Genomic DNA, 12,503 nt, shown 5'->3' with positions numbered 1-12,503 from the left:
AACCTCTTACTGTCGGCCTGATTTACCCAAGGCCTTGGCCACAAGTTGTTCGTAGAGTTCGGCGTAGGGTTCCACTGCCTTGCACCAGTTGAACGGCGCAGCCATGGCCCGGCACCGCATGGCATGCAGCAGGTCGGGGAAGGCGAACACCTTGAACGCACGGCTCAGGGCTTCCTGATAACTCTCGACGGTGGATTCATCGAAGAGGAAACCGGTCACACCGTTTTCAATGGTGTCGGCCAAGCCGCCGGTGTTGCGGGCGACCGGCAACGAGCCGAAGCGTTGGGCGTACATCTGACTCAGGCCGCAGGGTTCATAGCGCGAAGGCATCAGCAGGAAATCGCTGCCGGCGAACATGCGTCGGGCATCGGTCTCGTTGAAGCCGATGCGCACGCCGATCTGCCCCGGAAAGCGCAGGGCCAGTTCACGCATGGCCTGTTCTTCTTCCGGTTCGCCACGGCCGATGATTGCAATCTGGCCGCCGGATTTGACGATGTACTCGGACACCGCTTCGGTCAGGTCCAGGCCTTTTTGATAGACCAGGCGCGAAACCACGGCAAACAGCGGACCTTCGGAATCGGCCAGGCCGAACAATTCGCGTACGTGCGCAGCGTTCACGGCCTTGCCGTCCCAATCACCAATGCTGAACGGGCGGAACAGGTGTGTATCCGTCGCCGCGTCCCAGCTTTCATCAATACCGTTGGGGATACCGCTGAGCAGGCCTTGCTGGGTCTTGGCGGCGAGAAAACCGTCGAGACCGCAGCCGAAGGCCGGCGTGGTGATTTCCTGGGCGTAGGTGGCGCTGACGGTGGTGATGTGGCTCGAATAGGCCATGCCGGCCTTGAGGAACGACATCTTTCCGTAGAACTCCATACCTTCCTGTTGCAGGGCGTGCGCGGGAATCCCCAGTTCAGGGCAGGAGCCGAGGCTGGTCACGCCTTGATAGGCCAGGTTATGGATGGTGAACAGCGTCGGGGTGCGCTGCCCACGCCAGTGCATGTAGGCCGGCGCCAGGCCAGCAGGCCAGTCATGGGCGTGCACCAGATCCGGGCACCAGTGAATTTGTGCGAGATTGGCGGCGATATCAGCGGCGGCGAGGCCCAGGCGGGCGAAGCGAATGTGGTTGTCTGGCCAGTCGCGGCCATTGTTGGCGCCGTAGGGCGAACCTTCACGCTCGTAGAGTTCGGGGCAGATCAACACGTAGATGACCAGACCGTCCGGCATGTCCATGCGCCCGATCTTGCAGGGCGGAAGTGCGGCGTGCCCACCCAGTTCACCAATGATGTGGATCGGGTTTTCGCTGTGCAGCACCTGCGGGTATCCGGGAATCAGCACCCGCACATCGTGCAGATGCGACATGGCTCGTGGCAGGGCGGCGGAGACGTCGCCCAGGCCGCCGGTCTTGACCAGGTCGGCAATCTCGGAGGTCACGAACAACACTTTCTTTCTATTTGGATTCTGACTGGCAGCCGGTGCCAGCGTCTTGGTTCCCGGGACGCTGATGGGTTGCGCGCTCGGTGCATTGACGGCGCTCGATTCGCCGACCTGCTGATGAGCACGCTCTCCCTGAATATCTAAAGCCGCACTAATCATATGAATCTCCCGTGGTGTTGATCTAAAGCTTAGGTCTGGCACAAACGGTGTGGCCAATTCCTGTGGCCGGGCGCAAACGCGCGCGCATCGTGGCAAATGCTGCCCAATGCGGTGAAGCAGATGGGTTGGAGGGGCCGTTGCAAGGAATGCACCAGTCGCGTTAGCCCTACCTTTAACCTGACCCATGGCCAGGACCGAAAGTTTCGAGTTTTTTACAGCCAGATGACCGACCGGTTTTACCTCGCGAAAATGAGTCTAGGCCAGATCCTAGAGCGGGGCGGGTCAAGTGGTGAAATTGTTCGACAATCAGTTTCAAGAGGGTAAAAGAACCGCGCGCGCACGGGGAAGCGCACCGACGAAGGGCAGGTTTATTTTTCGGGATGGGTCAAAATGGGACTGGTAAGTCACGAAAATGGGCGGGTGGGGAGGGGGTGGCGCACTGTTGTGGTGCGTTTGGTTCGGGTTGATGGGGTGTGTTTGATGGCCTCATCGCGAGCAGAATCACGCCTACACGGGGACGCGGTCCCTTGTAGGAGTGAGCCTGCTCGCGAAGAACGATAACTCGGTATCAGGTGAACAATCGAATGGGTTTACCCGCCGACCACGCCTGAATGTCTTCGATCATCTGCGAAAAGAACAGCTGGTAGTTCTGCCGGCTCACATACCCGACATGCGGCGTCGCCAGCACATTTTCCAGCGTTCTGAACGGATGATGGTCAGGCAGAGGCTCAACTTCGAACACATCCAGCGCCGCCCCGGCCAGGCGATTCTTCTGCAACGCCTTGATCAGCGCGGCCTCGTCCACGATCGGTCCGCGGGCAGTATTAACTAGCAGCGCTGTGGGTTTCATCCAGTCAAGCGCCTGTGCGTCGACCAAACCACGGCTGCGATCACTGAGCACCAGATGCACCGACAGCACGTCGGCCTGCTCGAACAGCTCCTGCTTGCTGACATAGGTCACGCCCACTTCGGCAGCGGCTTCGGTGGTCAGGTTCTCGCTCCAGGCAATCACCTGCATGCCGAACACTTGCCCGAACTGGGCGACGCGCTTGCCGATGCTGCCGAGCCCTAGGATGGCCAAGGTCTTGCCGTGCAGATCACCACCCAGTCCCTGCTGCCAAAAACCCGCGCGCAAGGCGTTGGCTTCGGCCACGAGGTTGCGGGTCGCGGCCATAATCAGCGCCCAGGTCAGTTCCGGCGCTGCGTGTTTGTAACTGTCGGTGCCGCAGACCTGAATCCCCAACGCAGCGGCCGCTTTGAAGTCCAGCGCCGCATTGCGCATACCGCCAGTCACCAGCAGCTTGAGTTTCGGCAACCGACGCAGCAGGTCCTCATCGAACCGGGTGCGTTCGCGCATCACGCAAATCACCTCGAAGGCACCCAGACGCTCGGCCAGTGTTTCGTTGTCGGCCGGGTAGTCATGGACGAAACTCACCTCGCCAACGCTGTCCAGCACCGACCACTCCACCACGTCGCGTGCGACGTCCTGCCAGTCATCGATCACCGCAATCTGCACCGCCATCAGCCTTACCTCATCAATGAACGGGGTTGGTTCTGTTCAGCCAGTCGAGCAAGGCCTTGTGGAATTGCGCCGGTTCTTCCATTTGCGGCGCGTGGCCCATGCCGGGGAATTCAACCAGGGTCGACTGTGGAATCAGTTTTGCCACTTGTTTACCCAGCACGTCGTAGTGACCGAGCTTCGCCTTGACCTCAGGCGTGGCGATGTCACTGCCGATGGCCGTGGTGTCGGAGGTCCCGATCAGCAACAGCGTCGGCATCTTCAGGTCTTTGAATTCGTAATACACCGGTTGAGTGAAGATCATGTCGTAGATCAGCGCCGAGTTCCACGCGACCTGCGTATGCCCCGGGCCTTTGTTCAGGCCGGCGAGCATGTCGACCCAACGATCGAATTCCGGCTTCCAGCGGCCACCGTAATAGGTGTTGCGCTCATAGGTGCGGATGCCGTCGGCGTTGAGTTTGAGCTCACGCGCGTACCATTGATCGACGGTGCGGTAGGGCACGCCGAGGGCTTTCCAGTCTTCCAGGCCGATGGGATTGACCAACGCCAATTGCTCGACCTGCTCGGGGTATTGCAGCGCATAGCGGGTAGCGAGCATGCCACCGGTGGAGTGGCCGAGAAGGCTGGCTTTCTGGATGCCAAGGGCTTTGAGCAGTTGCTGGGTGTTGGTTGCCAGTTGCTGGAAACTGTATTGGTAGTGCTCGGGTTTGCTCGAGGTGCAGAAACCGATCTGGTCCGGGGCGATGACCCGATAGCCAGCCTCGCTGAGGGCTTTGATCGAACTGTCCCAGGTCGCACCGCAAAAGTTCTTGCCATGCATCAGCACCACGCTGCGGCCATTGGCCTTGCCATGGGCGGCGACGTCCATGTAACCCATTTGCAAGGATTTGCCTTGAGACTCAAAGGCGAAATGCTTGACGGTGTAGGGGTAATCGAAGCCCTGCAATTGAGGGCCGTATTCCGGCCCGTCGGCGTGGGCGACGAGGGGTAGTACGGCGGTCAGCAGCAGGCTGGGCAGCCAGCGGGAGAGGGCGAGGGGCATGGGTGAACTCCAAAGAAAACCTGCCGATGCTGGATCGGCCTGATTAGGGCGACATTAAACACAGGCAATCGCCGCGCTCGATCGTTCAACCCATCCAGCCCAGCGTGGCCAGGGCCAGCACGCCATAACGGGCGGCCTTGGCCAGGGTCACCATCAGCAGAAATCGTCCCAAAGGTTCGCGCATGACGCCGGCCACCAGCGTCAGCGGGTCACCGATAATCGGCACCCAGCTCAGCAGCAGAGACCAATGGCCGTAGCGCTGATAGTGCTGTCGAGCCTGTTCCAGGTGGCGAGGGCTGACCGGAAACCAGCGTCGGTCGCGAAACCGTTCGATACCGCGTCCCAACCACCAGTTCACCAGCGAACCCAGCACGTTGCCCAGGGTGGCGACGGCCAACAGCGACCAGAGCCAGTACTTGTCGCTCAGCAACAACCCCACCAGCACCGCTTCGGACTGCAGCGGCAGCAGCGTCGCGGCACCGAACGCCGCGAGAAACAGCCCGAGGTACGCACCGGACATCAATGGGCGGGGTAATCCGCCACCACGACATCACTGCCGTCCTTTTTCAGGCCGATCACCTGATAGGCATCGCTCATGCCATCCATTTCCATCCCGGGCGAACCCATGGGCATGCCGGGTGCGGCAACGCCCAGCAGGTCATCACGCTTGCTCAGCGCCAGCACCTGGTCCGCCGGGACATGGCCTTCGACGAACTTGCCATTGATCAGCGCGGTATGGCACGACGCCAGACGCGGCGGCACACCGTGCTGTTGCTTGAATTCGCTCATGTCGGTTTCGACGTGGTCTTCAACTTTGAAACCGTTAGCTTCGAGGTGACTGATCCATTTTTTGCAGCAACCGCAATTGGCGTCGCGGTGCACTTCGATGGGGATCAGGTCGGCGGCCTGAGCCAGGGAGGATATAAAAAGGACGCTCAGGGCGGCCAGACGCAAAGGGGTTCGCATGGAAAGGTCTCGACTCGGTGGCGGTCAAAAAAAAGAGGCATTTTGACCAGTTTAGCCACGGATGAGGGGCGAGATTGTTTCCAAGTAATACAAAGACAATGCAGCCAATGCAAAACCCTGTGGGAGCGACCTTGCTCGCCCCCACAGGGTTTGCTCCAGGCTTGAGGTACTCAACGAACCTTGAACCGCCCCATGATCGAACTGACGCGCGCATTGGCGTCCACCAGTTGCCGGGTATTCAACTCGCTGGCCTGACCGCTTTTCACCAGTTCATCCACCATGTGACGGATCTGCACCATGCTGCGGTTGATCTCTTCGGTCACCGCACTTTGCTGCGAGGCCGCGGTGGCGATCTGTGTGCTCAGTCCGTTGATGTGGCTGACGGAACCGGCCATTTCATCCAGGCCCGAGTTGACCCGCGCTGTCGCGTCGGCGGCGGACTGGCAACTGGCCTGGGTGTTTTCCATTGCGGCGACCGACGAACTGACGCCTTGGGTCAGGCGCGTGAGCATTTCATTGATTTCCGAGGTGCTGGCCTGGGTGCGGCCGGCGAGGGCACGGACTTCATCGGCGACCACCGCAAAGCCTCGGCCTTGTTCACCGGCCCGGGCCGCTTCGATGGCTGCGTTCAATGCAAGCAAGTTGGTTTGCCCGGCGATGGCGCCAATCACCCCGAGAATCTCGGTGATGCGTTGCGCATCCTGCTGCATGCTTTCGACTTTGTGGGTGGCGCTCGCCACTTCCTCGATCAACGCCACCACGCTGCTCGACGCTTCGCCCACCACCACCCGCGAACGGTCGGCGTTTTCGTTGGCGCGCTTGGTGAAGGCCGCTGTCTCTGCGGCATTTTGTGCGACGCTTTCAGCGGTCGAACTCATCTCGGTAATGGCGGTGACGGTCTGATCGGTTTCCGAGGCATGGCGCACCAGAATCTGACTGGTGTGGGCCGAGGTGCGTTGCAGGTTGTCCAGGCTCGAGGCCATGGCGCCGGTGGCCTGGGTCACTTCGCCGATCATGTTCTGCAAGTAGACGATAAAGGCGTTGACCGAGTGGCCGATGGCGCCCAGTTCGTCTTCGGCGCGGATGGTGATGCGTTTGGTCAGGTCGGCGTCGCCGGCAGACAGCGCATCGATATTGGCCTTGAGGATTTTCAGGCGCTGGACCAGTTGGCGAATCGCGTAGATCTGCAACAGCGCCAGCAGAATCACCATCGGGATTTGCAACAGGCTCAGGGTGCTGAGCACGTCATCACGCTGGGCGGTGATCAGTTTGCTCGGCAGGGCGGTGGCGAGGAACCACGGCGAGCCTTCGATGGGGCGCATGAAGAAGGTGCTGTCTTCGCCGTTGTTGTCGAATTCGACGCGCTGCGATTGGTCACGGTTTTGCAGGCCGGCTTTCACTTGGCTGGCGAACGGTGAGTTGCCCGCCAGTTCACTGATGTTTTTCAGAACGATGGGGCCGCTGATGCGCGAACTGTTGCTGATGATCTTGCCGTCGGCTTCGACGATCAGCATCTCGGCGCCAAGGTCTTTTTCCTTTTGCGCGATCAAGTCATTGAAGAAGCCCAGCGTCACGTCGATGGTCGACACGCCGTACGCCACGCCATTTTTCTGAATGGCCATGGCGCAGTTGGTGCGCGGCTCGGCACTGGCGTCATCTTTATAGGCCGCCGCCCAGGCACATTGGCCACGTGGCGTTTGCATGCCGCCCTTGTACCAGGCCTGGTCGTAGTAGTTCGGCGCGGCGTCACTGTTCCAGAACGTATTGACCGCCAGTTTGCCCGAGGCGTCACGGTGCCAGAAGGTGCTGAATTTATTGCGCCCGGCTTCACGTTGGCCCGGTAACGGCCAGATCCCGCCGCCAAAGACTTTCAATTCACCGTACTGATCCACCAGGCCTGGCAATACCGTGTCAATGCCTGCGCTGTCGAGCAAGGGAATGGTTTGGGTAATGCTGCGCTGTTGTGCCTGAACCTTGGTTAGTTCGCCCTGGATTTGTCGGGCGACGTCGGCGATGCGGTTGAGGGCCACCTGTTCTTCGGTATGGCGCAGTTTAGGCGCGACCAACTGGCTGATTCCGACCACCGTCAGCGCGAACAGCAACAGGATAAACAGGACCAGAAACAGCGTGTAGCGAGCCTGGATCGAACGGAATGTGGGCATGGGACCGGTCCTTGTGTGCAGCACTTTTATTATTAGGTTTGGAAGGGTTATCGCTGCTTCATCGGGCTATCGGCTTGGGCAGGGATAGCTTTAGGCACGATCGTCCAGGAACGGGCCTCAGCGGAAAGCGCGGTAGGTATTGAAACGGATACAAACAAACTGACCGAGACGTACAAAACGCTTGGTTAGTTGTGTAGACCCATCCGGGAAAGTTCGTCTAGACCAATAAAGCCAGGCACTTTCCAGTTTGTATCTGAAATGTACGGAAATTGTAAAAGACAGCAACCAGGGGTTGGAGTGGCCAGTGGCCATGGCCGATACTCGCCCGCTCTAAACCCACTCAAGAAGGATCTGAATATGGTCACGCAATCGGAAGCTCAGTCATGACAATCGGCAATACTGGAGGATGGACGGCCAAGGCGGGTCTACTGGTGCAGAACACTGGCGGCGGCAAGCCCGTGACGCACAGCGCCAGGGTCAAGCAAATGCTCGCGCTGGTGGGTACCAATCCAAATGCGCTGAATGCGGCGAGGATGGATGAGCAGAAAATATTCAGGAACGTTAAAGGCTTCGACCCGGAAAATGTATCGTCCAAACAATTGGGCAATCTCAGTGCATTTTTACGTGGCAGAGGCCTGATCTCCGATATTACGTCGATGACCTTGATGAACGCCGGGGACAAGTTTGACCGGTTCGGGGTACAGAATGATCCGGATGCGAAGTTCAATGCGCTGGAATACTTCGCCACACAACTGGACACCATCCAGAACAACAGCATCAAGGGCGATAAATACGCGGTTGGCCTGATCCCTGAATACAAGACTGCTATCTACGTCCTGCAAAACCTGGCCACTTATGGCAAGGGCAATGGCACGACCGCTCCTACGGACAAGGGTGTCAGCTCCAAGGCGTGAAAGGTTGCCGGCCCGCTCAGGGTGGAGCGGGCCAGGCACTGTTGCTAGCGGTCCAGCAACTTCATGACTTCCTCGGGGTAACGCAAGCCTGCGGTGGCATTGGCGGGGAATATCGACTCCAGCGCTTTCAATTCATCTGCGCTGAGTTTGACCTCCAGTGCCGCAACGTTTTCCTCCAGGTATTTGCGCTGTTTGGTTCCAGGGATCGGGATCAGGTAGTCACCCTGCGCCAGCACCCAGGCCAACGCCAATTGGCCTGCTGTCACGCCTTTTTCTGCGGCCAATGCCTGTACTTGCTGTACCAACAGCAAGTTCTTCGCAAAGTTTTCCCCTTGAAAACGCGGGCTGAAACGACGGTAATCATCCGCCGCAAAGTCATCCGGGCTTTTCAGTGCGCCCGTCAGAAAGCCTCGCCCCAATGGGCTGTAAGGCACAAACGCCACGCCCAGACGCTGACACGCCGCCAGGCAACCATTCTCTTCCTGGTCACGGCTCCACAACGAATACTCACTTTGCAGCGCGCTGATGGGGTGAACCTTGTGCGCGCGTTCCAGGGTAGCGACCGACGCCTCGCTCAAGCCCAGGTAACGCACCTTGCCGGCCTTCACCAGTTCGGCCATGGCGCCGACGGTTTCTTCGATGGCCACCTGCGGATCGATCCGGTGCTGGTAATACAAGTCCAGGGTTTCAACGCCGAGACGCTTGAGTGTGCCGTCGATGGAGGCGCGAATGTAGTCCGGTCGGCCATTGACACCCCGTGCGGTGGGATTGGACGGGGCACGGACAATGCCGAACTTGCTCGCCAGAAATACCTGGTCCCGTTTGCCGGCAATGGCTTTGCCGATCAATTCTTCGTTGGTGTGAGGGCCGTACATGTCGGCGGTGTCGAGCAGGTTGATCCCGAGTTCGAGTGCGCGATGCAGGGTCGCAGTGGCCTCTTGGGTGTCTACGCCGGTGGTGTAGAAATCGGTCATGCCCATGCAGCCCAGGCCGATGGCGGAAACCTGCGGGCCGTTTTTGCCCAATTGACGTGTTTGCATGAAATCAACTCCCTGTGGTGTGAGCGCACAGTGTCAACCTCGACAGAAACAAGATAAACCGGCTAAAACTGCTATCACTGTTCGTCTTTTCTAAATAATCATCAGGAACGCCAGAGTAATGGACCGTTTCAATGCTATGCGTGTGTTTACCCGAATCGTTGAGCTGGGCGGGTTTGCCAAAGCGGCAGACAGCCTGCAATTGCCTCGAGCGTCGGTCACTGTTTTGATCAAACAGCTTGAAGCGCATCTGGGGGTGCAACTGCTGCAACGCACCACGCGACAGATCAGCCTGACCCTCGACGGCGCGGCCTATTACCCCCGTTGTGTGCGGTTATTGGCAGACCTTGAAGAAACTGAAGCGGTGTTTTCCGCCGCTCGACACAATCCCAAAGGGTTGCTGCGGGTGGACATGCCGGCAGGGATTGGGCGCTTGATCGTGATTCCGGCATTGCCGGCGTTCACCCGACGTTATCCCTTGATCGAGCTGGAAATCGGTTTGAATGACCGCCCCATCGATCTGATCCGCGAAGGCGTTGATTGCGTGTTGCGCGGTGGCTCCGCGCTGGATGATTCATTGGTGGCGCGGCCATTGGTCATGCTGGACCAGGTCACCTGTGCCAGCCCTGACTACTTGCAACGCCATGGAATCCCTCAATGTCTGGCAGACCTGGAAGGGCACCGGATGGTGGAGTATTTCTCCGGCACGACCGGTAAGCGTTTTGGGCTGGAATTCCAGGTTGATGACGAGGTGCAACTCATGGATTTGCCCAAACAGGTGGCAGTCAACAGCGCCGACGGTTACCTGGCGGCATGTGAGGCGGGGTATGGGCTGATTCAAACCCCGTATTACCACGTTGCTCGCCAGCTTGATGAAGGCCGATTGTGTGAAGTGCTAGGGAGCGTGCCGCCTCCGGTGATGCCGCTGACGGCGCTGTATCCGCCTCACCGCCAGTTGTCCCGGCGGGTGAGGGTGTTTGTCGATTGGCTGGTGGAGCTTTGCGCGCAGCCGGGCCTTAACGTTTACCGGAAGGGTTCAAGCGGCTGAACAGGTGTTGGCCTGTGCGCTGACGTCGCGCTGCAAGTTATCGTGCAACTGTTGCATGTCAGGGCAATGCAGGGAGAGGTGACGCGGCTGCGCCCCTCGGTGAAACAGCGCAAACCACCCGTTGCTGCTCTGGGCGGGCATCAATCCGCTGAAGGTGAAACCCAGCATGCTCAAACGGTGCAGGTCCTCGGCAAAGTGGCGTGACAGCTCGATTTTGGCCGAGATGAGCCAATGGCTGGGCAACCTCCGGAGTTGGTCCAGCAATGCGTCGCTCAAACGCTGAATGACGACGACGTAGCGCTGGTGATTTTGCCTGATTTGCAACGGCATCGACGCTGGCGACAGCGTGGCCCGATAAGTCCCGAACACATCACACAAGCGTTGCATAAGCCTGCGACAACTTTCAGGCCATAGAACATCGGGCAATGGACGTGTGTGCCCCTCGGCCAGATAACAGCCGAGTACCATGGTTTCCGGCAGCGGCGTTGTGAGCGGGGACGGCGCGTAGTCGGGAAGCAATCCCGTGTTGTGAAACCCGATGCTGTGGGCCATGCGTTGCGTGTGGGGATGGTGCGTGACTTGTTTGATCAAGACGTTCTTGATCTGTTGCGCTTGCGACTGCAACAACAATTCCCGACCCAGGTGTGTCGCGATACGCTGACCTCGAGCCGCGGGATGGACCACGCTCAGCGCCAGCTCGGGGATGTCCGACAGTGGGTCACGGCATAACGCGGCGTGACCCAGCACGCATTCGCCGTCGACCGCCAGCATCGAGAACCATTGGCCGTCGGCGTTGTGCTGACTGATCATGTTCGGCAGATAAACGTCCGGTCGAGGGTAATGATCCCCATAGATCTGGCGAAACAACTGACTTACGGCGCGTGCATCACCTGGCTGGAAGCGACGATAAACGAGGGTCGACATTACTGACGCTCCGTTGACGGCGAGTCGTACACGCGCAAGTCCAGAACCCTCATCTGTTTGCCAGAGCGCGGGTGAAGGTTCAAATCGGTGATTGCACAGGGCACCACGCGCAGTTCCATCAACCCCTGGCGATTCAACTGCCCGATGCCGGGATAATGGACGGCCAGCGCTTCATGCAGCGCGCTGCAGATGGGGTCAATGCCGGTGCATGGCATGGTGGGCACCCACTTCACCGTCACGAGGTCTTTGACGCCCTCTTGCTCGATCACCAACTGCCATTGATCGCTGCCTGCGATGTGCTGCACGATCAACAGGATTTCATCGATCAGCAACGACAATGTCCCTACCCGAACCCGTTGACTGTGAGCACTGCGTCCCTTGAGCGCGAATTTGCGCATCGGCGTGGCGCTTGGCTCGCGCCAGCAAGCGCGGTCACCCACGGGATACCGCAGCAGGGGCATGAGCCGGCGCGTAAGGTTGGTGACCACCAGCAAACCGATACGGTCACACTCTTCGATGACTTCGCCGGTGTGTTCATCGACAATTTCCAGCAGTGTGTGGGGTTCAAACGTCCGATGCTCTCCCAAGGCACAGTCACGGCTACTGGCCCCTATCAGGCCGGCATCGACGCTGGCGTAACCGGCGGAGGCGATGCGCGCATTGGGAAGCGCTGTCTTGAGCATGGCGATTTGCGCGGGGAACAGGCTTTCGCCGCCGTACAGCAATGTATCGACGCCGCACAACACCCGTTGATGCCGACTCAGGTAGTCGGCAAATCGCAACAACTGGGCTGGAACGCCGGCAAGCACGTTGATCCGATGCTGATCTACAGCATCAGCCAGCACGTCCAAGTCGACATTGCCCGTGAAGGGAAACTCGCAAATGGAGTGTGTGACGTGCGCCAGTGAGTCGTGAAAGAACACGAAGCTGGCGTAAAGATCACCGGAAAAAAACAGATTGGCGACCCGGTCGCCGTTCTTCAGTTGAGAGGAAATGCTGTGTGCAAATGTGGTAACCAATGCCTGCCATTCATTGGGGGTATAAACGCTAAGTTTGCCTTGACTGGTCGAGCCCCCGGTTTTAAATACCAGGCCATCGTCGACAGGTCCTGTCAGCACGGCCCAGTTATTCAAGTCGTGACTGTCTGCCCAATACTCATCCACATTGATTAATGGCAGCGCGTTCAAGGTGACTTCGCACAGGGGCGAGTCTTGCAGATGATTGCGGTAAAAGTTCGAGTGTTGCCTTATAAAAGGCACAAGTTGTTCAAGCGTATAAATGGAATTCACGGAGCTCTC

The 12,503-nt window shown here is 58.9% G+C and carries 11 protein-coding genes; 2 read left to right on the top strand and 9 right to left on the bottom strand.

What is annotated here, in order from left to right; translation table 11 throughout:
• Positions 1-6: 6 nt before the first annotated feature.
• The 6 genes from glgA to J2X66_RS12320 all read right to left on the bottom strand — a co-directional run bounded on the left by glgA (position 7) and on the right by J2X66_RS12320 (position 7,282).
• Positions 7-1,593, bottom strand: coding sequence for a glycogen synthase GlgA (glgA, locus tag J2X66_RS12345; protein ID WP_310264570.1), 1,587 nt, complete (start codon positions 1,591-1,593; stop codon positions 7-9).
• A gap of 568 nt (positions 1,594-2,161) precedes the next feature.
• Positions 2,162-3,115 carry a D-2-hydroxyacid dehydrogenase family protein gene (locus J2X66_RS12340; protein WP_310264568.1) on the bottom strand — a complete coding sequence of 318 codons (954 nt, stop codon included), beginning with the start codon at positions 3,113-3,115 and terminating at the stop codon, positions 2,162-2,164.
• A 13-nt stretch (positions 3,116-3,128) separates the two neighbouring features.
• On the bottom strand, positions 3,129-4,154 hold the full coding sequence (locus J2X66_RS12335; RefSeq protein ID WP_310264566.1) for an alpha/beta hydrolase: 1,026 nt from the start codon (positions 4,152-4,154) through the stop codon (positions 3,129-3,131).
• Positions 4,155-4,239: 85 nt separating this feature from the next.
• A complete protein-coding gene (locus J2X66_RS12330) occupies positions 4,240-4,674 on the bottom strand; it encodes a YqaA family protein (protein ID WP_310264564.1) in 435 nt (144 codons plus the stop codon).
• Complete coding sequence (locus J2X66_RS12325; RefSeq protein WP_310264562.1) at positions 4,674-5,120, bottom strand: DUF411 domain-containing protein; 447 nt, start codon at positions 5,118-5,120, stop codon at positions 4,674-4,676. The genes J2X66_RS12330 and J2X66_RS12325 overlap by 1 nt, the downstream gene beginning before the upstream one ends.
• Before the next feature lie 170 nt (positions 5,121-5,290).
• Entirely contained in the window at positions 5,291-7,282 is a 1,992-nt protein-coding gene (locus J2X66_RS12320; RefSeq protein WP_310264560.1) for a methyl-accepting chemotaxis protein, read from the bottom strand.
• 383 nt (positions 7,283-7,665) lie between these two features.
• Here J2X66_RS12320 and J2X66_RS12315 point away from each other — a divergent pair, with 383 nt between their 5' ends.
• Complete coding sequence (locus J2X66_RS12315; protein WP_027923481.1) at positions 7,666-8,196, top strand: hypothetical protein; 531 nt, start codon at positions 7,666-7,668, stop codon at positions 8,194-8,196.
• Between the two features lie 44 nt (positions 8,197-8,240).
• On the opposite strand, the gene J2X66_RS12310 is transcribed toward J2X66_RS12315, so the two are convergent.
• The gene (locus J2X66_RS12310; RefSeq protein WP_310264558.1) at positions 8,241-9,236 is read right to left on the bottom strand and encodes an aldo/keto reductase; all 996 of its coding nucleotides are present in this window, start codon (positions 9,234-9,236) and stop codon (positions 8,241-8,243) included.
• Between the two features lie 118 nt (positions 9,237-9,354).
• Between J2X66_RS12310 and J2X66_RS12305 the strand changes: the two genes are divergently transcribed.
• Complete coding sequence (locus tag J2X66_RS12305) at positions 9,355-10,281, top strand: LysR family transcriptional regulator (RefSeq protein WP_310264556.1); 927 nt, start codon at positions 9,355-9,357, stop codon at positions 10,279-10,281.
• On the opposite strand, the gene J2X66_RS12300 is transcribed toward J2X66_RS12305, so the two are convergent.
• Positions 10,270-11,205, bottom strand: coding sequence for a GNAT family N-acetyltransferase (locus J2X66_RS12300; RefSeq protein WP_310264554.1), 936 nt, complete (start codon positions 11,203-11,205; stop codon positions 10,270-10,272). The genes J2X66_RS12305 and J2X66_RS12300 overlap by 12 nt on opposite strands.
• A complete protein-coding gene (locus J2X66_RS12295) occupies positions 11,205-12,494 on the bottom strand; it encodes an AMP-binding protein (protein WP_310264552.1) in 1,290 nt (429 codons plus the stop codon). The genes J2X66_RS12300 and J2X66_RS12295 overlap by 1 nt, the downstream gene beginning before the upstream one ends.
• Between the last annotated feature and the right edge of the window lie 9 nt (positions 12,495-12,503).

The organism is Pseudomonas sp. 3296, from assembly GCF_031456615.1.
Lineage (GTDB): Bacteria > Pseudomonadota > Gammaproteobacteria > Pseudomonadales > Pseudomonadaceae > Aquipseudomonas > Aquipseudomonas mucoides.
This window is presented reverse-complemented; position numbering and strand designations above follow the sequence as displayed.